General features: G+C 66.5%; 18 protein-coding genes. 11 read left to right on the forward strand and 7 right to left on the reverse strand.

Annotated features, from left to right (window positions below; genetic code table 11):
- The first annotated feature begins 64 nt into the window (after positions 1–64).
- Positions 65–829, forward strand: a complete 765-nt coding sequence (locus LQG66_RS13245) for a crotonase/enoyl-CoA hydratase family protein (RefSeq protein WP_231326658.1) — start codon at positions 65–67, stop codon at positions 827–829.
- Between the two features lie 84 nt (positions 830–913).
- Here LQG66_RS13245 and LQG66_RS13250 read toward each other — a convergent pair whose 3' ends face one another.
- The gene (locus LQG66_RS13250) at positions 914–2566 is read right to left on the reverse strand and encodes a tetratricopeptide repeat protein (protein ID WP_231326659.1); all 1653 of its coding nucleotides are present in this window, start codon (positions 2564–2566) and stop codon (positions 914–916) included.
- 243 nt (positions 2567–2809) lie between these two features.
- On the opposite strand from LQG66_RS13250, the gene solA reads away from it, so the two are divergent.
- Positions 2810–4006, forward strand: coding sequence for an N-methyl-L-tryptophan oxidase (solA, locus tag LQG66_RS13255; RefSeq protein ID WP_231326660.1), 1197 nt, complete (start codon positions 2810–2812; stop codon positions 4004–4006).
- A gap of 13 nt (positions 4007–4019) precedes the next feature.
- Here solA and bla read toward each other — a convergent pair whose 3' ends face one another.
- A complete protein-coding gene (gene bla / locus LQG66_RS13260; protein WP_231326661.1) occupies positions 4020–4907 on the reverse strand; it encodes a subclass B3 metallo-beta-lactamase in 888 nt (295 codons plus the stop codon).
- Positions 4908–5010: 103 nt separating this feature from the next.
- Here bla and LQG66_RS13265 point away from each other — a divergent pair, with 103 nt between their 5' ends.
- From LQG66_RS13265 to LQG66_RS13275, 3 genes are all read left to right on the forward strand, one after another.
- Complete coding sequence (locus LQG66_RS13265) at positions 5011–6687, forward strand: bifunctional metallophosphatase/5'-nucleotidase (RefSeq protein ID WP_231326662.1); 1677 nt, start codon at positions 5011–5013, stop codon at positions 6685–6687.
- A gap of 112 nt (positions 6688–6799) precedes the next feature.
- Positions 6800–7729: a histone deacetylase family protein gene (locus LQG66_RS13270; protein ID WP_231326663.1), complete on the forward strand. Its 930-nt coding sequence runs from the start codon at positions 6800–6802 to the stop codon at positions 7727–7729.
- A gap of 102 nt (positions 7730–7831) precedes the next feature.
- Positions 7832–8083, forward strand: coding sequence for an exodeoxyribonuclease VII small subunit (locus tag LQG66_RS13275; protein ID WP_231326664.1), 252 nt, complete (start codon positions 7832–7834; stop codon positions 8081–8083).
- Positions 8084–8188: 105 nt separating this feature from the next.
- Here LQG66_RS13275 and LQG66_RS13280 read toward each other — a convergent pair whose 3' ends face one another.
- Positions 8189–8362, reverse strand: coding sequence for a hypothetical protein (locus LQG66_RS13280; RefSeq protein ID WP_231326665.1), 174 nt, complete (start codon positions 8360–8362; stop codon positions 8189–8191).
- Between LQG66_RS13280 and LQG66_RS13285 the strand changes: the two genes are divergently transcribed.
- The 5 genes from LQG66_RS13285 (at position 8342) to LQG66_RS13305 (ending at position 14747) form a co-directional block, all read left to right on the forward strand.
- The gene (locus tag LQG66_RS13285; RefSeq protein WP_231326666.1) at positions 8342–9649 is read left to right on the forward strand and encodes a hypothetical protein; all 1308 of its coding nucleotides are present in this window, start codon (positions 8342–8344) and stop codon (positions 9647–9649) included. The genes LQG66_RS13280 and LQG66_RS13285 overlap by 21 nt on opposite strands.
- A gap of 380 nt (positions 9650–10029) precedes the next feature.
- On the forward strand, positions 10030–11955 hold the full coding sequence (gene dxs, locus LQG66_RS13290) for a 1-deoxy-D-xylulose-5-phosphate synthase (protein ID WP_231326667.1): 1926 nt from the start codon (positions 10030–10032) through the stop codon (positions 11953–11955).
- 32 nt (positions 11956–11987) lie between these two features.
- Positions 11988–12545 carry a nucleoside 2-deoxyribosyltransferase gene (locus tag LQG66_RS13295; protein WP_231326668.1) on the forward strand — a complete coding sequence of 186 codons (558 nt, stop codon included), beginning with the start codon at positions 11988–11990 and terminating at the stop codon, positions 12543–12545.
- A gap of 233 nt (positions 12546–12778) precedes the next feature.
- Positions 12779–13516, forward strand: a complete 738-nt coding sequence (locus LQG66_RS13300) for a TlyA family RNA methyltransferase (RefSeq protein WP_231326669.1) — start codon at positions 12779–12781, stop codon at positions 13514–13516.
- Positions 13509–14747: a class I SAM-dependent RNA methyltransferase gene (locus LQG66_RS13305; protein WP_231326670.1), complete on the forward strand. Its 1239-nt coding sequence runs from the start codon at positions 13509–13511 to the stop codon at positions 14745–14747. Before LQG66_RS13300 ends, LQG66_RS13305 begins: the two co-directional genes overlap by 8 nt.
- Before the next feature lie 25 nt (positions 14748–14772).
- On the opposite strand, the gene LQG66_RS13310 is transcribed toward LQG66_RS13305, so the two are convergent.
- Positions 14773–15345: a septal ring lytic transglycosylase RlpA family protein gene (locus LQG66_RS13310; protein ID WP_231326671.1), complete on the reverse strand. Its 573-nt coding sequence runs from the start codon at positions 15343–15345 to the stop codon at positions 14773–14775.
- Positions 15346–15653: 308 nt separating this feature from the next.
- Complete coding sequence (locus tag LQG66_RS13315; RefSeq protein WP_231326672.1) at positions 15654–16505, reverse strand: DUF1194 domain-containing protein; 852 nt, start codon at positions 16503–16505, stop codon at positions 15654–15656.
- A gap of 231 nt (positions 16506–16736) precedes the next feature.
- Here LQG66_RS13315 and clpS point away from each other — a divergent pair, with 231 nt between their 5' ends.
- Positions 16737–17042 carry an ATP-dependent Clp protease adapter ClpS gene (gene clpS / locus LQG66_RS13320; protein WP_231326673.1) on the forward strand — a complete coding sequence of 102 codons (306 nt, stop codon included), beginning with the start codon at positions 16737–16739 and terminating at the stop codon, positions 17040–17042.
- Here the strand turns inward: clpS and LQG66_RS13325 are convergent.
- Positions 17039–18217, reverse strand: coding sequence for an adenylate/guanylate cyclase domain-containing protein (locus LQG66_RS13325; protein ID WP_231326674.1), 1179 nt, complete (start codon positions 18215–18217; stop codon positions 17039–17041). The two genes, clpS and LQG66_RS13325, sit on opposite strands and share 4 nt — an antisense overlap.
- A gap of 51 nt (positions 18218–18268) precedes the next feature.
- On the reverse strand, positions 18269–19354 hold the full coding sequence (gene aroC, locus LQG66_RS13330) for a chorismate synthase (protein WP_231326675.1): 1086 nt from the start codon (positions 19352–19354) through the stop codon (positions 18269–18271).
- Positions 19355–19382 lie beyond the last annotated feature (28 nt).

Raw genomic sequence — 19382 nt, forward strand, 5'->3', positions numbered from 1 at the left:
AAACGATACGACTCGAAACGACCGGCTGCAGCGGGAGCGGCTGGCGCACACGCATGAGGGGCCCATGACCGACCATCTGATCGTGACCGACGAGGGCGAGACGCGGACGATCAAGCTGCGGCGGCCGGAGAAGAAGAACGCGATCACGCAGGCCATGTATCTCGGCATGAGCGATGCGATCGACACCGCGCAGAACAATCCGCTGGTGCGATGCATCATCATCACCGGCGGCTCCGGCGTGTTCACGGCCGGCAACGATCTGGAGGATTTCCTGCATGCGGGCGCGGCCGGCAGCGACGCCATGCGCACCTCGGCCGCAACCAAGTTCCTCTATTCGCTGGCGCACAACGTCAAGCCGATCATCGCGGCCGTCGACGGCGTCGCGATCGGCATCGGCACCACGATGCTGTTCCATTGCGATTACGTGCTGGCCTCGACGACGGCGACGTTCTCGACGCCCTTCATCCATCTCGGCCTGGTGCCGGAGGGCGCCTCCAGCCTGCTGATGCCGCAAACCATGGGCTATCAGCGCGCGTTCGCGATGCTGGTGATGGGCCGCACCATGACCGCGGCGGACGCGCACATCGCCGGCTTCGTCAATACGGTGGTGGCGCCGGGCCATACCGAGGTCGAGGCGCTCAAGGTGGCGCGCGACATCTGCCGGCTGCCGGCCGAGGCGGTCGCAATCGGGCGCAAGCTGATCCGCACGCCGCCGGACGAGCTGACGCGCCGCATCGACCAGGAGGCCTATCTGTTCGCCGAGCGCATGACCTCGGAAGAGGCGATCAGCTCCTTCAAGGCGTTCCTGTCGCGCAAGAAGAAGAAATGAGGCCGCGGCGGGCCGTGGCGCGGATACGCTCGCTTAACGGATCGGCGTGTCGAGAGACCGACGTGTTGAGAGACGGATTGGTCCTCAGGCCACCCCGGCCTTGCGCGCGAGCAGTGCGCCGAACGCCTGCCTGATGCGCTCGGCATGCGGCGTCTTGTAGGCGAGCGGGCCGTCCTCGGCCTCGCCATGCACCAGCATGGAGGCGTTGACCTCGAACACGAGCAGACGCCCGTCGGAATCGCGCGCGCAGTCGATGCCGAAATAGTCGAGGCCGATGCGGCGCCGGATCGCGTGCAGCACCTCGATCTGCGCCGCGCCGAGCACGGCGGCGGGCTGCCGCAGGAACGCCGCTTCCTCCTGTCTCATCCAGGGATGATCGTCCATGGCCGTGGCATCGCGATGCAGCTTCCAGCCGGGACCGATCGCGAGGTGATAGGGGTGCACCTCCTCGCCCGCGAAGGTGATCCGGTATTTGCGGAACTGGCCGTCGGCCGAGCGATAGTCGACATACTCGATCAGGTAGCAGTCGCGGGCGGCGTGGGCGCGGAGGAAGCCCGCGAGCTGCGCCAGGTCATCGACGCGCTCGAACAGGTCGCCGCCATGGGTGCCGGCGACCCGCACCAGGAGCGGGAAGCCTGATGGCAGCAGCGACGCCAGCGCGGACGGCGACCGGTCGCCGCCTGCGGCAAGCCTGAGCGTGCGCGGACAGCGGCAGCCGTCGAGACCTGCGAGCTGCGCGGCGGTCGCCTCGCGCGCAGTGGTCGCTATCAGGCACGGATCGTTGATGACCGGCAGGCCGAGGCGCTCGACCAATCCGGCGGCGGTGGCGAGCGTATCACCGGCCTGGTCGGGATCGGAGATGAGATTGACGATCACATCGTAGTCGGGGTCGAGCTTGACCGCATCGATGGACACGGACGGCAGCAGCGCCAGCGTGTCGATGTCGCAGGCCGCATCCTCGAACAGGAATTGCGCCGGCGTGTTGCCGCCGAACGGCGCCTGCAGCGCCAGCGCCCGGAACGCCGCCGGCGCGCGCGCCGCGGCACGCCGGATCACCGGCCCAATCACCGCGGCCTGCCCATAGGCCAGGCGGGCAGCGGCCTCGTCGCCGCGCTCCTGCCGGATCGCACCGATCCAGTACAGGCTCTCGGCATCCGCGGCATCGCAGGCCAGGGCCTGCGAAAAATACGACAGCGCCTGCTCGGTGTTGTTCAGCCGGTAGCAGACCTTGCCGAGCTCGTGATGCAGCCGGCCGTCCTCGGGCCGATCGGCGACCATCTCGAGCAGCAGCGCCTTGGCGATCACGGGCTGGTCGGTCGCGAGCATCGCCTGCGCCAGATTGGTGCGCGACGGCCAATGCGCCGGCGAGAGCTGCAAAGCCTGCAGATAGGCCGCGATCGCGTCCTGCGTCCGGCCCATCCTCAACAGGGTGCTGCCGAGATTGCACCAACAGCCGGTCAAATGCGGCATCAGCCGCAGCGCCGCCTTGTAGTTCTCGGCCGCGGCAACGAGATCTCCGCAGGAAAGACAGGCATTGGCGAGGCAGGCATGGAGATCGCCGACCAGCGTGGCCGGCAGCGACGCAGCCGCCTCCCCTTCCACGATGCGCAGCCCGGCCTCGAAGGCGGAGATGGCCTCGTCGAAGCGGCCTTCGGCCAGATGCTGCTGGCCGAGCCGATGGAATGCCGACGGATCTGTCGCGGTGGCGGACGGGGCGGGATTACTGGACACGGACACGGCAGGACATGACGAAACGATGGATGGTCGCCCCGCGCATCGCAGCCGTGGCCGCGGGCGCCCCTCGGCGGGACCGGATTCGGAGGCACCTGATAGACGATCGAGAGTCCGTCCACAACGCGCATCTGTCGCAGATGAGCAGCGCGGGTCATCCGCCCCGGCCGAGACGCCCGGGGGCCTGCAACGTGATATTGTCGGACATGAACAGCCAGGCCGGCTTTGTCCGAAGCGCGTGGAGCATGCATGCCAGACTATGATGTGATCGTGATCGGCTGCGGCGCGGTCGGTAGCGCCGCCCTGTTGCATCTTGCCCGGGCTGGACGGCGGGTGCTCGGCATCGACCGCTTCCAGCCGCCGCACCGGTTCGGCTCGACCCATGGCGAGACCCGCATCACCCGCGCGGCGATCGGCGAAGGCGTCGACTACACGCCGCTGGCGCAGCGCTCGCACGAGATCTGGCGCGCGCTGGAGCGCGAGACGGGTGCGCGCCTGTTCGTACAATGCGGCTGCCTGTTCATTCCGAGCCAGGACGGCGGCGAGGTCCACGGCGTCACCAGCGCGCAGTTCTTCGCCAACATCGAGACCGCCGCGCGCCTGCACGGGATCGATGGCGAGATCATTGCAGCGGAGCAGCTGCGCGCGGACTATCCGGCTTTCGCCACCACGGCGAGGGATCGCGCCTTCCTCGACCGCGAAGGCGGCTATCTCCTGGTCGAGGACTGCGTGCGGACGCAGCTGACGGTCGCCGCGCGCCGTGGCGCCGCGCTGCTGACCGGCCGGCGTGTGACGGCGTTCCGCCGTGCAGCCGGCGCACACACCGTCACCATGGACGACGGCACGACCGCCAGCGCCACGACGCTGATCATCACCACGGGGCCGTGGATCACCGAGCTGATCGCGCCGCTGCGCCGGCGCGTCCGCGTCACCCGCCAGGTGCTGTACTGGTTCGAGGTACTATCCCATCCCGAGCGCTTCGGCGCGGACGCACCGGTGTTCATCTGGGACGTCACTGGCCGCGAGCGCGCCGCGTCCGACATCTACGGCTTCCCCTGGCTCGGCTCGCCCGGAAACGGCGTGAAGATCGCAAACGAAGTACTGACCGGCGAGACCGATCCGGATCAGGTGTCGCGCGAGGTCGGGGCTGACGAGGTCGCCGCAACGTATGAGACCTATGTCCGTCCGTTCGTGCCGGATCTCGGCCCGCGATGCCTGCGCAGCGAGGTCTGCCTCTACACCAACGCGAGTGGCGGCCGCTTCATCATCGACCGCGATCCCGGCGATGCCGACGTGATCTACGCCTCGCCCTGCTCCGGCCACGGCTTCAAGCATTCGCCGGCGATCGGCGAGGCGCTCGCGGCGATGGCGTTGGGCCAGGCGCCGCGGGTCGATCTCTCCGGCTTCGCGCTGGACCGGCTGGCCGCGCCGTCCGATCCGTCATAGCCCAGGCCAGCGGCTACTTTCCGGATTGCAGCGCCGCGGTCTGCTTGGCGAGGCCGTCGGCGAACTGCGTCTCGAGCTTGTCGAGATAGGTGTTGAACTCGCCAGGCCCGACAAAGGGATTGGGCGCGCCGTCGGCGATCTTGGCCCGCTTGCCGGCCATGTCGTACATCTCCGGATGCGGTGCCAGCAGGATGTCCGGATGCACCGTCTTCGCCCAGGCGAAGGTCTTCCTGTAGTCGTCGACGATGCCGGGATAGGTAGGGCGGCCGACCAGCTGGTTGAGCGCGACGGTGGCGCTGCAGAAGAAGATGAGGCTGCGGGTGGCGTCGCCATCCTTCACGGTCGTGGTCCAGCTGGTGCAGCCCGGCGAATGGCCCGGCGTCTCGTGCGCGGTCAGCGTCATGCCGCCCAGCGTCACCGTGTCGCCCTCGTGCACGGCGCGGTCGACCTTGACCGGCGGAAAGCCGAGGTGCCGCTCCTCCTCGCGGCCGGGATAGAACCCGCCTTCCAGCAGCGGCACGTCCTTGGCGCCCGCCACCATCTGCGCGCCGGTCTCCTGCTTGATCTGCGCAAGGCCGCCGGTGTGGTCGATATGGGCGTGGGTGTTGAGGATGTATTTGATGTCGGCGACCTTGAAGCCGAGCTTGCCGATGCTGGCCTCGATCTGCGCGGTCGATTCCGGCATCACGGTGTCGATCAGGATGTGGCCCTGCGAGGTGGTGATCAGGTAGGAGGCGAGCCCGTTGGTGCCGACGTAGTAGACGTTGTCGATGACCTTGAACGGCTCTGTCGGCGTATTCCACGCCGCGATCATCTGCTTCATGAGGTCCGGCAGCGATTGCGCCGCAGCGGGACCGGCCGCAAGCGACAGCGTCGCGGCAAGCAGCATCATTCTTTTCATCATGGCCTCCCGATTCCCGGTATTGTTGTTATGAAATGATCTTATGTCATCGCCGCTCCAGCGAGGCAATCGCGCTTCGCCCTGCATCACACGTGACCCTGCCATGAGCCGTCTCTACCGCTTCGCCCTCGCCTGCCTGCTGACCGGTGCCGCCGCGGCAAGTCTGACCGCCCTGCCCGGCCATGCCGAGGATGAGCCGGTGAACCTGCGCATCCTCGCCATCAACGACTTCCACGGCAATCTGAAGCCGCCGGCGCCAGGCATCCGCGTCAGCGATCCCGCCGATCCGACCAAGAGCAGCGTGGTCCCTGCCGGCGGTGCTGCGCAGATGGCAAGCCTGGTCAAGCTGCTCTCCGACGGAAAGCCCAACACGATCTTCGTCGCGGCCGGCGATCTGATCGGCGCGAGCCCGTTTTTGTCGGCGATGTTCCACGACGAGCCGACCATCGAATCGATGTCGCAGATGGGGCTCGCGCTGTCGGCCGTCGGCAACCACGAGTTCGACGAAGGCAAGGACGAGCTGTTGCGCATGCAGAACGGCGGCTGCCATCCGCAGGACGGCTGCCGCGGGCCGCAGCCGTTCACCGGCGCCACGTTCCACTATCTCGCCGCCTCGACCTTCCTGGCCGGCACCGACAAGACGGTGTTTCCGCCGTACGAAATCCGCAGCTTCGAGGACATCCCGGTCGCCTTCATCGGCCTCACTTTGAAGGGCACCGCGGGCATCATCTCGCCGGCGAGCTCGGCCGGTCTCGACTTCCGCAGCGAAGCCGAGAGCGTCAACGCGCTGATCCCGGAACTGAAGGCCAAAGGCGTCGAGGCGATCGTCGTGCTGATCCACGAGGGTGGATGGCCTTCAGGCGGCATGAACGAATGCCCCGGCCTGTCCGGCCCGATCGTCGACATCGTCAAGGACCTCGACAGCGCGGTCGACATCGTCATCTCCGGCCACACCCACCAGGCCTATGTCTGCACGATCGACAAGCGTCTCGTCACCTCGGCCGACAAGTTCGGAACGCTGGTCACCGCAATCGACGTCAAGCTCGACCGCACGACGCGCGACGTCATCAGCGCCAACGCGACCAACATCGTGGTCGACGCGACCTTGCCGAAGGACGCCGCGCAGACTGCGCTGATCGACGCTTACGAGAAGCTCGCCGCTCCCTACGCCAATCAGCCCGCCGGCGTGATCACCACGACGCTGTCGCGGCTGCCGAACGCCTCCGGCGAAAGCGTGCTCGGCGACGTCATCGCCGATGCCCAGCTCGCGGCAATGGCGGCGCCCGCCAGGGGCAGCGCCGTGATCGCGATGACCAATCCCGGTGGCATCCGCACCGATCTCGCCCGTCGCGACGACGGCGCGGTCACCTATGCCGACCTGTTCGCAAGCCAGCCGTTCCGCAACCAACTGGTGACGGTCACTTTGACCGGCGCCGAGATCAAGGCGGCGCTGGAGCAGCAGTGGCTCGACCCGGCACGGCCGCGCATCCTCCAGGTGTCGCGCGGCTTCGCCTATGCGTTCGATGCGAAGCAGCCGGCCGGCGCACGCATCGATGCGGCCTCGCTGATGCTGAACGGCCATCCGATCGATCCGGGCGCGTCCTATCGCGTTGCCATCAACAACTATCTCGCGCTCGGCGGCGACGGCTTCACCGCGTTCAAGAGCGGCCGCGATGCCATCGTCGGCCCCTTTGACGACGAGGCGCTGTTCGCCTTTCTCAAGGCCAACAGCCCATTGGGACCGCCGCCGCGCGACCGCATCGTCAACAAGGCCCAGTGAAGCCCCGTCGGACGGCGGAAACCGGTCATATCCCTGTCATGGCTCTTTCCGAGCCTGCGTTCAGCGCATAGATTGGGCATTCCCGCAACGCGCGAGTGGCAGGGCCTATTGAATGTCGACGCTGTACCTCTCCCATGAAGCCTGCCTCGATCATGCGACGCCGTCGGGACATCCCGAACGCGCCGATCGGCTGCGTGCGGTCGAGGAGGCGCTGACGGAGGAGCGTTTCGCGCTTCTGGATCGCGACGAGGCGCCGGAGGCCGATCTCGACCTGGTCCTGCTCTGCCACAACGAGCATTACGTGACCGAGCTGCGCCATATGGCGCCCACGTCCGGCATCGTCTATCTCGACGGCGATACCTCGATGTCCCCGGGCACCTGGGAGGCCGTGATGCGCGGCGTCGGCGGCGCCGTGGCGGCGACCGAATCCGTGATGTCCGGCCGCCACCGCAACGCCTTCGTCGCGGTGCGCCCGCCCGGTCACCATGCCGAGATCAACAAGCCGATGGGCTTCTGCTTCTTCGACAACGTGGCGATCGCCGCGCGCTATGCCCAGCGCACTTTCGGCATCGAGCGCGCCGCCATCATCGATTTCGACGTCCATCACGGCAACGGCACCCAGGACATCTTCTGGGCCGACAAGAGCGTGATGTACTGCTCGACCCACCAGATGCCGCTGTTCCCGGGCACCGGCGCCCGCGGCGAGCGCGGCGAGCACGACACCATCGTCAACGCCCCGCTCGCCTCGGAGGACGGCAGCCTCGAGTTCCGCTCGGCCTTCGAGAACCTGATCCTGCCGCAGCTGACCAAGTTCAGCCCCGAGCTCGTGATCATCTCGGCCGGCTTCGACGCGCATTATCGCGACCCTCTGGCCTCCCTGAATCTGCGGGCGGAGGATTTCGGTTGGGTCACCCGCAAGCTGATGGATCTCGCCGACAAATGCGCCGGCGGCCGGGTCGTGTCGGTGCTGGAAGGCGGCTATGACCTTCAGGGACTTAAGGAATCCGTCTCGGCCCACGTCGCGGCGCTGACCGGAGCGTGATCCCCAGGTTCCATCCGGTCGAGCCCCTGCAGGGCCTGACAGGGCCATGACGGGCGTGTAAAAGCACGGCCCCGGAGTTGAGTGATCTGCAGGGAACCCCGTATGGCGGACAACACCGTAACCGATGTCAAACAGCTGTCGTTCGAGCGCGCGATCGAGGAGCTGGAGTCGATCGTGAAACGGCTCGAGGACGGCAAGGTGCCGCTCGAGGAGTCGGTAGCGATCTATGAGCGGGGCGAAGCGCTGAAGCGGCGCTGCGAAGTTCTGCTGCGCCAGGCGGAAGCCAGGGTCGAGAAGATCACGACCGATGCCGGCGGCCGGGCAACCGGGACCGCGCCGCTGGACGTGCAGTAGCGGCAGCCGGCACGCGCCCTTATTCCCGGGACGGCCGCAAATATTTATTTTTCGAGCTTCCCTGCGCGGATTGAGCGCGGGACAGCCGCCTGCCAATCGTGCATATCAGCCGAAAATCGGTGCAATTGTCCGTTTGCGCAGCGGCAGTGCTGCTATAGTGCCGGCCAGGGGGAACTTCGGGACCGTCACCGGCCAATCGCCGTCACGACGCTCCTTCCACAACGCCGTTCCCCGAAGACCATCGGGATCAAAAGCCGCGTGCGCGTCCAGAACCGCCATGTCATCTACCTGCAGGGCTACGATCCGCGCGGTCTGGCGCAATATTATCGCATGTTCCGCACCGAGCTGCGAAAATTCGGCCAGCTCTATGAGGTCGCAACCACGATCAGCCGTCCGACGAGCAAGTCCGACGAAGAGATCACCTCCTGGAGCATCGAAGCCAAGGCTGCGGAGTGGCAGACCAAGACCACCTATGACTTCCTTCGTTTCGAGGATTTCATCCAGAACGATCTGGCCGCGCCGGTCTGGCGCACGGTGTTGCAGGCTGCGTGGATCTACTGGGGCCTCGTGTTCCGCGGCACCCTCGTCCGGTTCTGGAACGCCAACTGGCGTTTTGCGACCTTCATCACGTGGCCGCATCTGGTCGTGCTCGTGGAAGCCCTGGTTGCCGCCGCGAGCGGCTTCGTGTTCGCCAAGGGGCTCGACGCGCTGCATCTGCCGCTGCCGTTCAGCGTGCTCGTCGGCGTCGCGATCTTCTTCGTTTTGGTTTACGGCGCGTTGAAGTACACGGAGAATTACACCTACGCAAAATATCTGCTCTGCGACACGATCTGGACTTGGCAGTTCTCGAATCGCGCACGACCGGAGTGGGACAGCCGCATCGACCGCTTCGCCGAATATCTGTGCGAGGTGGTGCGCGACAGCGATGCCGACGAGATCGTCATCGTCGGTCACAGCTCAGGCTCCTTTCTGGCTGCGGAGATGGTTGCGCGGGCGCTCAGGCGCGCCCCCGGCCTCGGCAGCCACAGCCCGCGCCTGGTGCTGCTGACCCTTGGCAGCACTTTCCCTATCGTCGGCTTCCACCGCGCGGCCAGCGATTTTCGTGAACATCTGCGCCAGCTCGCGATCGAGCCCTCTATCGATTGGATCGACTGCCAGGCGCGCAAGGACGTGATGAGCTTCTTCCGGATTGATCCGATCGCCGCTCACGGCATCGAGGTCGGCGATGCGCGCCGCAATCCAACCATCGTGCCGGTCCGCTTCCGCGAGATCATCCGGCCCGAACATTACAATCTGTTTCGCTGGCAGTTCTTCCGCGTCCACTTCCAGTTCGTGATGGCCAACGAACGACCGCACCCCTACGACTTCTTCATGATCGTATGCGGTCCTGTCCCCTTACGCGAACGCATGGCTCGGCCGGCAGCAGCGCTCGCGATTGCAACGGCAACGGATCCCGCATCGCGGGAAAAAGCCTGGGCCGAACTGCAATCTCCGGTCTCTCACGGGGAGACGGCTGCCGTGGAATTAAGCAGCCTCAGGGAACCAACGGCACGCCGCAGGGGTTGAGGTGTCGCGCGTGAAGGTACCGCTTGCGGGCTTGCCATCTTGCGCCGGGTTGGCTTTAAGACGGGCTTTGGTGTAAAGCATCTCGGAACTGTGGGCTTTTGGAGGCGCCATTCCCTTGCAGGGGATGGAACTAAGTGCATGCAAAGGCAAGCAAAACAGGCTTGGCTGAACGAGTTGACGAGCTCTGGCGACAAACGAGGACGGCAAGGCCGCCAAGAGTGACTTACATCACATAGATCGATCCGAAACCCGGCTAGGCTCTGGTCTGCGGCTTCGATCCGCGCGGATGGGACCTTCAAGGCACCAGGTTTCGCCGCCCGTTACGATGAACCTCTCAGACGTCGGCCCTTGAACCCGACCTGCAAAATTGGAATGTCACCGTGACCACATTTAGTAAGACGCCGCTTCTCGATACCATAAAGACTCCGGAAGATCTGCGCCGGCTGAAGGTCGAGCAGGTCCGGCAGGTCGCCGACGAACTGCGCCAGGAGACGATCGACGCGGTCTCGGTGACCGGCGGTCATTTCGGTGCGGGTCTCGGCGTGGTCGAGCTGACCACGGCCATCCACTACGTGTTCGACACCCCGCGCGATCGCCTGATCTGGGACGTCGGCCATCAGGCCTATCCCCACAAGATCCTGACCGGTCGCCGCGACCGCATCCGCACGCTGCGCACCGGCGGCGGCCTGTCCGGGTTCACCAAGCGCACCGAGAGCGACTATGATCCGTTCGGCGCGGCGCATTCCTCCACCTCGATTTCCGCCGGCCTCGGCATGGCGGTGGCCCGCGACCTCTCCGGCGGCACCAACAACGTCATCGCAGTGATCGGTGACGGCGCGATGTCAGCCGGCATGGCCTATGAGGCCATGAACAACGCCGGCGCGATGAACTCCCGCCTGATCGTGATCCTCAACGACAACGACATGTCGATCGCCCCGCCCGTCGGCGCGATGTCGGCCTACCTGTCGCGCCTCTACTCGGGCAAGACCTATCGCACCCTGCGCGAGGCCGCCAAGCAGCTCGGCCAGCATCTGCCAAAGGTGATCGCCAACCGCGCCAGCCGCGTCGAGGAATATTCCCGCGCCTTCATGGTGGACGGCGGCACGCTGTTCGAGGAGCTCGGCTTCTATTACGTCGGCCCGATCGACGGTCACAATCTCGACCATCTGCTGCCCGTCCTGAAGAACATCCGCGACATGGAGACCGGCCCGATCCTGGTCCACGTCGTCACCCAGAAGGGCAAGGGCTACCCGCCGGCGGAAGCCTCCGCCGACAAGTACCACGCCGTGGCCAAGTTCGACGTCGCCACCGGCACCCAGGCCAAGGCCAAGCCGAACGCGCCGCAATACCAGAACGTGTTCGGCCAGAGCCTGGTCAAGGAAGCCGAGAAGGACGACAAGATTGTCGGCATCACCGCCGCAATGCCGTCCGGCACCGGCATCGACATCTTCGCCAAGGCTTTCCCCAAGCGCACCTTCGACGTCGGCATCGCCGAGCAGCATGCGGTGACCTTCGCCGCGGGCTTGGCCGCCGAAGGCTTCAAGCCGTTCTGCGCGATCTACTCGACCTTCCTGCAGCGCGGCTACGACCAGATCGTGCATGACGTCGCGATCCAGAGCCTGCCGGTGCGCTTCGCGATCGACCGCGCCGGCCTGGTCGGCGCCGACGGCGCCACGCATGCGGGCTCGTTCGACAATGCCTATCTCGGCTGCCTGCCCAACATGGTGATCATGGCGGCGTCCGACGAGGCCGAGCTGGTGCACATGGTGGCGACCCAGGTCGCGATCAACGATCGTCCGAGCTCGGTGCGCTATCCGCGCGGCGAAGGCCGCGGTGTCGAAATGCCGGAATTCGGCGTCGCCCTGCCGGTCGGCAAGGGCCGCATGATCCGCCAGGGCAAGCAGGTCGCCCTGCTGTCGTTCGGCACCCGCCTGGCCGAATGCGAGAAGGCGGCCGACGAGCTCGCGGCGCTGGGCCTGTCCGCCTCGATTGCCGATGCGCGCTTCATGAAGCCGCTCGACGAGGAGCTGGTCAGCAAGCTGGCGCGCGAGCACGACATCCTGCTCACCATCGAGGAAGGCTCAGTCGGCGGCTTCGGCTCGCACGTGATGCAGTTCCTGAGCGACCAGGGCATGCTCGACGGCGGCCTGAAGATGCGCACGATGGTGCTGCCCGACGAGTTCCAGGACCACGACACGCCGGCGGCGATGTACGGCCGCGCCGGGCTCGACGCCAAGGGCATCGTCCGCAAGGTGTTCGAGGCGCTCGGCAAGGATTACACCACCGAGGCGGTCAAGCTCGCCTGAGGCGGGCTTGGCTAGCCGTCATCGGTGATCCCATGAAGATCTATCTGGCAGGTCCCGACGTGTTCCTGCCGGACGCTCTCGACGTCGGACGGCACAAGGTCGCCATCTGTGAGCGGCACGGCCTGACCGGTCTCTACCCGCTCGACAACAGCGTCGACCTCGCTTCGTCCGATGCCTCGCGCCAGATCTTTGACGGCAACGCAGCGATGATGGAGGACGCCTGTGCCATCATTGCCAACCTCACGCCGTTTCGTGGTCCCGGCGCCGATGCCGGCACGGTCTACGAGCTCGGCTACATGGCCGGGCGCGGCAAGCTCTGCCTCGGCTATTCGAACGATCCGTCTGTTTATGCCGAGCGCGCGCGGCGCTTCACGACGGTCGTGGACCAGGACGGACGTCTGGTCGATGCCGAAAGCCTGACGGTCGAGGATTTCGGCCTGCCCGACAATCTGATGATGATGCACGCGCTCGATGTGCACGGCTGTCCGCTGGTGATCCCGCGCCAGCCGCCGGCCGACATCTGGCACGACCTCACGGCGTTCGAGATCTGCGTGAAGCTGGCAGCGGAGCGGCTGGTGACGGAATCGTAGGGCGGGCATCATGCTCGCCACGATTCCCACTGTCGTCCCTGCGAACGCAGGGACCCATAACCACAGGATGTTGTTTGTGGCAGGCGAGTGGTTAGAACCTTCCCTCCAATGTCATCCTGTGGTTATGGGTCCCGGGTCGGCGCACCGACGCGCGCTGCGCGTCGGTACTTGCCCGGGACGACACGAATTTGTGTGCCCGAGCTCCACAACTGATGACAACTGATCGCCCCATCATGCCCCCTCCCCGCAAACGCGCCGATGTCCTGCTGGTCGAACGCGGCCTGTTCGAGAGCCGCGCGCGGGCGCAGGCCGCGATCGAGGCCGGGCTCGTGATCGCCAACGACAAACAGGTGGCCAAGGCTTCCGAGACCATTCCGGCCGACGCCGTGCTGCAGGCCGAGCCGGCGCACCCCTACGTCTCGCGCGGCGGCGTCAAGCTGGCGGCAGCGCTGGAGCATTATGGGGTCGAGGTCGAGGACCATGTCTGCCTCGATGTCGGCGCCTCCACCGGCGGCTTCACCGAGGTGCTGCTGGCCCATGGCGCAGCGCTGGTGTTCGCGGTCGATGTCGGCCGCGATCAACTGCATCCCTCGCTGCGCGGCCATGCGAAGATCGTCTCGATGGAGCAGACCGATATCCGCAGCTATGACGGCAAGCGGCTGCCGCAGCGTCCGGACATCGTCGTGATCGACTGCAGCTTCATCTCGCTGAAGGCCGTTCTTCCGGTTGCGTTGTCGCTGGCGGCCGCGCCGACGAGCCTGCTGGCGCTGATCAAGCCGCAATTCGAGGCGAAAGGCGCACACGGCAAGGGCGGCATCATCAAGGACCCGGCCGTGCACGCGGCGGTCTGCGATGACATCGCCGCCTTCGCAGTCTCGCTCGGCTGCAGCGACGTCCAGGTGTTTGCGTCATCGATCAAGGGCGGCGACGGCAACGCGGAGTTCTTTCTGGGAGCGCGCCGCCATGGTTGAGCGTCTCGTCATCGACCATGTCGGCCATCGCGGCGACGGCGTCTCGCTCTCGTCGGGCGAGGCGCTGTACGTGCCCTATACGCTCGCCGGCGAAACCGTCGAGGCGGCGGTCATTCCCGGCCATCCCGACCGCCGCAAGCTGCTCGCGGTGGAGACGCCGAGCCCCGAGCGGATCGCGCCGTTCTGTCCGCACTTCGGCATCTGCGGCGGCTGCGCGATCCAGCACTGGGTGCCGGCCCACTATCAGGCGTGGAAGCGCAACATCGTCGTGGAGACGCTGAAGGCCGCCAGGGTCGATTGCGAGGTGGCCCCGCTGGTCGACGCCCATGGCAGAGGGCGCCGCCGCGCCACATTCCACGCGCGGATGGGCACGCATGACGTGCTCAGGGTCGGCTTCTCGGCAACCGGCAGCCACGACATCATCCCGATCGACCGCTGCCCGATCCTCGATCCCGCGCTCGACGGGGCGCTCGAGGCGGCGTGGGCGCTGGCGGAAGCGTTGAAGCCGACCGGCAAGCCGTTGGACATCCAGGCCACCGCGACCAGCAACGGCCTCGACATCGATATCCGCGGCTCAGGACCGCTGCCGCCGCCGCGCGTCGCCGCGCTCTCGGCGGTCGCCGAGCAGCACCGACTGGCGCGCCTGACCCGACACGGCGAATTGATCCTGATGCGCAACGGTCCGGTGATCACCGTGGGCACGGCGCAGGTGACGTTGCCACCGGGCTCGTTCCTGCAGGCCACCGTGCGCGGTGAAGAGACGCTGGCCGCGCTCGTCGGCGAGCGTACGGTCAAGGCGAAGCACGTCGCCGACCTGTTCTGCGGCGTCGGCCCGTTCGCGCTGCGGCTCGCATCGCACGCGCGCGTCACCGCCTTCGACAGCGACGCCGGCGCCATCGGCGCGCTGCAAAAGGCGGTCGCGGGCACGCAGGGCCTGAAGCCGATCAAGGCCGAGGCGCGCGACCTGTTCCGCCGTCCCTTGATGCCGCAGGAGTTGCGCGAGTTCGACGCCGTCGTGTTCGACCCGCCGCGCCAGGGCGCGCAGGCGCAGGCCAGGCAGCTCGCGGCCAGCAAGGTGCCGGTGATCGTCGCGGTGTCGTGCAACGTCACGACGTTCGCCCGTGACGTACGCATGCTGATCGACGGCGGCTACAAGCTCGAGACCGTGGTGCCCGTCGACCAGTTCCGCCACACGCCGCATGTCGAGCTGGTGGTGAAGCTGGTGCGGTGAGTCAATCCCGCCAAGGCGCTGCGCGCTACTGCACCACGTCGACCTTCACCTGCGCGACACCGGAATTCACCATGCCCAGCGCCTGCGCGGCCGAGTAGGAGACGTCGACCACACGGCCATGTACGAACGGCCCGCGATCGTTGACGCGGACCACCACGGAGCGGCCGGTCCTGACATTGGTCACATGCAGGCGCGTGCCGAACGGCAGGCTCGGATGCGCCGCGGTCAGCTCGGACGGGTCGAACCGTTCGCCGCTCGCGGTCTTGCTCCCTTCCGAATAGTAGCTGGCGAGACCCGACGATCCGGGGCGCGCGGGCGGTGGACTCAGCTCCGCATGGCGCACCCGAACGACCGACTCGTGTGCCTTCTCCGCGGTCTGGACGTGAGGCCGGAAGCCGCTATCGGGCTGCCTGGCCGGTGGCGTCCATCTGGCCTGCCGCACGGCCGATGATTGCGCGCAGGCGGCCAGCGAGGCCGCCGCGGCAAACATGAATGCCGCTCTCAGCAGCTGGTTCGCGCGCTCTGGCGCTGCTGCCCGGACGACTGGATCGATGGTGGTGCGATCTCCAAAACGTTCTGTCTGGTCGATGATACGCATGTTCTGTGCGCCTCCGCCTCAGCGGGGCCAAGCTCGCGGCCCAATCGCGGCAACACAGTGGCAAAGAGAATTATTGCAGCTCTGCAACCCTTGGTTTTTGAACCAAGTGTGGCTCCCGTGCCACAAATGCAGCGGGAATCGGCGACGAGGCGCGGTTCTCCACAAGATCGGCGTACCGGCGATCGTGCGGTCGAGCCCATCCCCACGCGGAACTCGTCGTCCAGATCAGGGCCGTATGAGGTCTGGGCGGTGTAGCCGGCGATGATCATTCCGACGGCGGGCCCCGCGATGCATGCCGGGCATCGGCCTCACCGCCCCCATCGATCCTGCCAGATCTTCTCGCCGATCAGGCAGGAGACCCGCGGCTCCTTGGCATCGTCGGCGACCGGCACGAATCGCGGCGCAGGCGTGCGCCCGGCGACCTCCATCAGGAGCTTGGTGCGGATCGCCTCCTTGAATTCCTCGCGGCTCTTGATCGTCACCACAAACGAGCCGCGGCCGCCGGTCACGCAATCCTTGTAGTAGAGGTCAAGGTTCTCGATATCCATGGTCGAGTAGGACGGCTCCTTGACCATGATCGGCAGGCCGTTGATCGTAATGCCCTTGGCGACGGCCTCGTCGCGCGCGATCGTGACAGGCGAAGGGCCGTTGTTGTTCGGCCCGTCGCCGGAAATGTCGATCACGCGGCGCAGCCCGCGATACGGATTCTCGTCGAACAGTGGCATCGCGAAGTAGATCGCGCCGGAGATCGACGTCCGCGAGGCCCGACGGATCGGCGTCTTCAGGATCTCGGCGGCGACCGCGTCGGCACTTTCCGGCCCGTCGATCAGGCGCCAGGGAATGATGATCTTCTGGTCGCTCGAGGCCGCCCATTCAAAATAGGTGACGGCGATGCGGCCATGGACTCCGTTCTTCAGCGCCTGCAGGAACTCGCGCGAGCTGAGCGCCTGCGCGTAGCCTTCACGCTGGATCGCGAGCTCATCCAGATCCATCGAGTAGGACACGTCGACGGCGAGCACCAGCTCGACGTCGACGGAAGTCTCCTTGTCGTTCAGCTGCTGTGCCGGCTGGGCCCCGGGTGCTGCCACGACGGTTGCGACGTCGCCGCCGGCCAAGGCGCCCGCCAGACACGCCACCCCGATCGAGATCCACCAGCGCATATGCTGCCCTCCAATCGCGTCGCGAGATGGTGACACGCAATCGGCGGAGAGCAAAGCGCGAACAGACGCCCCCATTCACTTTCCGGTTAGCTTTGTTGATCAACTCAACTGATGGCCGCGGTGATCGATCCTCGCACGCCTGACCGGAGCGCTTCAGCCCGTGGTTTCCCGGGGCGGCCGAAGGCTGTATTGTGACGTGACTGCCGCATCAGGAACACAGGCGCGCCTTCGATGAACGATGCCGTCACCAAGCCCAAGACGAAGGTGCGCACCAAGGTCGAGCACCCGCGGCTCTACAAGGTGATCCTCGTCAACGACGACTTCACGCCGCGTGATTTCGTCGTGATGGTGCTGAAGGGCGAATTCCGGATGACCGAGGACGAGGCCTACAAGGTCATGATCACGGCACACAAGCTCGGCGTCTGCGTGGTGGCCGTCTTCACCCGGGACGTCGCCGAGACCAAGGCGACGCGTGCGACCGACGCCGGCCGCGCCAAGGGTTACCCGCTCCTGTTCACGACGGAGCCGGAGAACTAGCCGGCCTCCTCGCGGAGCCCGAATACGCGCTGCCCGGTCGAGAAGCCGGCGATCGGAAATTCGCCGAGATCGGTCCAGGATTCTTTACAGGTGCCGGCGAAGGCCTCGGAGGCGACCACGGTACGCTTCAGCCGCGCGGCCATCTTCTCCAGCCGGGCGGCGAGGTTGACCGCGGGGCCGATGCAGGTGAAGTCGAGCCGGTTGCCGCCGCCGATATTGCCATAGAGCAGCCTGCCGACATGCAGCGCGACGCCGAAGCGGAAGCGCTCCCCGGTGCCGTCGACGGCGTATTCCAGCGCGTCGACGCGGGCCCGCGACGCGCGCGCCGCCGTGAGCACGCGGCCGCAGACTTCGGCCGGATCACCGCCCTGTTCGGGAATCGGAAACACCGCGAGCAGCCCGTCGCCCATGAACTTCAGCACCTCGCCGCCCTGCTCACGGATCGGATCCACCTGGCAGTCGAAATAATGGTTGAGGATCTCGACCACGTTTTCCGCCGGCAGCCGATCCGACAATGGCGTGAAGCCGCGCAGGTCCGACAGCCAGATCGCCGCATGCATCGTGTCGGTGTGGCCGCGGCGGATCTGGCCGCCGAGGATGCGCTCGCCGGCGCTGTTGCCGACATAGGTGTCGAGCAGCATCGAGGCGGTCCGTTGCAGGGTGACGATTTCGGTGTAGCGCGACAGTGCCGGGATCAGGGAGCGGATCGCCTCGACCTGCGCATCGGTGAAGCCGCCGGGCGCTTGCGTCGTCCAGCTCGACACATGCACCTGCCGGTCCAGGAAGGCCAGCGGCAACGCCAGATAGTCGGTCACGCCCTCGGCACGCAGATCCATCAGGATCGGGTAGCGCTCGGCTTCGGGCGCCTGCGGGTTGGCCCTGAACGCGATGCCCTCCTGTGCCACGACCGAAATCGGACTGTCGCGATAGGTCCGCGAATCCTGGAAACCGTAGTCGACGCTACCGACCTCGACCTCGCCGCCCGACCGCCAGACGAAGCTGCGGCCATAAATTTCCGGATGCAGCGTGCGCACGAAGATGCCGACGCGCCACAGCGGAATGCCCAGCTCGACGAGACGGACGCAAGCCTCATAAAGCGTCCGGCTCGGCTCGTCCGCCGAACGGGCACCGTCGATCAGCCAGTTGATGAACGCGAGCAGCTTCGATTGATCCATGCACAGAGACTAGAGCATGGCTTGCGGCGGCGGTAGTGCCACGGGACGGAGCTATCCCACCTGGCCGCGATGGCGCAGCAGATGGTCGGCGAGCACGCAGGCCATCATCGCCTCGCCCACCGGCACGGCGCGGATGCCGACGCAGGGGTCGTGACGCCCCTTGGTCAGGATCTCGGTCTCATGGCCGGCGCGGTCGACCGTTTGGCGCGGGGTGAGGATCGACGAGGTCGGCTTGACCGCGAAACGCAGCACGATCGGCTGTCCCGTGGCGATGCCGCCGAGAACGCCGCCGGCGTTGTTGGAGAGGAAGCGCGTGCCATCGTTCGCCGAGCGCATCTCGTCGGCATTCTCCTCGCCGGTCAGCTCGGCCGCACCGAAGCCGGCACCGATCTCGACGCCCTTCACGGCATTGATGCTCATCATCGCCGCCGCGAGATCCGCGTCGAGCTTGCCGTAGAGTGGCGCGCCCAGTCCGGCCGGCACGCCCTCGGCGACGATCTCCAGCACCGCGCCGATCGACGAGCCGGACTTGCGGATGCCGTCGAGATAATCCTCGAAGAACGCGGCCTTGGCCTTGTCGGGGCAGAAGAACGGGTTGCGCGCAACCTCGTCCCAGTCCCAGTTGCCGCGGTCGATCTTGTGCGGGCCCATCTGCACCAGCGCGCCGCGCACCTTCACGTCCGGCAGGACCTTGCGCGCGATGGCGCCGGCCGCGACCCGCGTTGCGGTCTCGCGCGCCGAGGAGCGGCCGCCACCGCGATAGTCGCGCAGGCCATACTTGGCCTCATAGGTGAAGTCGGCGTGACCGGGACGAAACTTGTCCTTGATCTCGGAATAGTCCTTGGAGCGCTGATCGGTGTTCTCGATCAGGAGCGCGATCGGCGTGCCCGTAGTGACCTGCACCCCAGTGTCGGGATCGGCCATCACGCCGGATAGAATCTTCACCTGGTCCGGCTCCTGGCGCTGGGTGGTGAAGCGCGACTGGCCGGGACGGCGGCGGTCGAGATCACGCTGGATCTCATCTGCCTGCAGCGGGATCCGCGGCGGACAGCCGTCGACGACGCAGCCGATGGCCACGCCATGGCTCTCGCCGAAGGTGGTGACGCGGAACATGTGGCCGAAGGTGTTGAAGGACATGATCTGATCTACCAATCAGGAAAACCGT

The sequence above is a fragment of the Bradyrhizobium ontarionense genome, assembly GCF_021088345.1.
Lineage (GTDB): Bacteria > Pseudomonadota > Alphaproteobacteria > Rhizobiales > Xanthobacteraceae > Bradyrhizobium > Bradyrhizobium ontarionense.

Bases quoted from the DNA above. Each gene is read 5' to 3' on its own strand.
- LQG66_RS13245 (WP_231326658.1), top strand. From the start codon at position 65: ATGACCGACCATCTGATCGTGACCGACGAGGGCGAGACGCGGACGATC.
- solA (WP_231326660.1), top strand. From the start codon at position 2,810: ATGCCAGACTATGATGTGATCGTGATCGGCTGCGGCGCGGTCGGTAGC.
- bla (WP_231326661.1), bottom strand. From the start codon at position 4,907: ATGAAAAGAATGATGCTGCTTGCCGCGACGCTGTCGCTTGCGGCCGGT.
- LQG66_RS13265 (WP_231326662.1), top strand. From the start codon at position 5,011: ATGAGCCGTCTCTACCGCTTCGCCCTCGCCTGCCTGCTGACCGGTGCC.
- LQG66_RS13270 (WP_231326663.1), top strand. From the start codon at position 6,800: ATGTCGACGCTGTACCTCTCCCATGAAGCCTGCCTCGATCATGCGACG.
- LQG66_RS13275 (WP_231326664.1), top strand. From the start codon at position 7,832: ATGGCGGACAACACCGTAACCGATGTCAAACAGCTGTCGTTCGAGCGC.
- LQG66_RS13280 (WP_231326665.1), bottom strand. From the start codon at position 8,362: ATGGCGGTTCTGGACGCGCACGCGGCTTTTGATCCCGATGGTCTTCGG.
- LQG66_RS13295 (WP_231326668.1), top strand. From the start codon at position 11,988: ATGAAGATCTATCTGGCAGGTCCCGACGTGTTCCTGCCGGACGCTCTC.
- LQG66_RS13300 (WP_231326669.1), top strand. From the start codon at position 12,779: ATGCCCCCTCCCCGCAAACGCGCCGATGTCCTGCTGGTCGAACGCGGC.
- LQG66_RS13305 (WP_231326670.1), top strand. From the start codon at position 13,509: ATGGTTGAGCGTCTCGTCATCGACCATGTCGGCCATCGCGGCGACGGC.
- LQG66_RS13310 (WP_231326671.1), bottom strand. From the start codon at position 15,345: ATGCGTATCATCGACCAGACAGAACGTTTTGGAGATCGCACCACCATC.
- LQG66_RS13315 (WP_231326672.1), bottom strand. From the start codon at position 16,505: ATGCGCTGGTGGATCTCGATCGGGGTGGCGTGTCTGGCGGGCGCCTTG.
- clpS (WP_231326673.1), top strand. From the start codon at position 16,737: ATGAACGATGCCGTCACCAAGCCCAAGACGAAGGTGCGCACCAAGGTC.
- LQG66_RS13325 (WP_231326674.1), bottom strand. From the start codon at position 18,217: ATGGATCAATCGAAGCTGCTCGCGTTCATCAACTGGCTGATCGACGGT.
- aroC (WP_231326675.1), bottom strand. From the start codon at position 19,354: ATGTCCTTCAACACCTTCGGCCACATGTTCCGCGTCACCACCTTCGGC.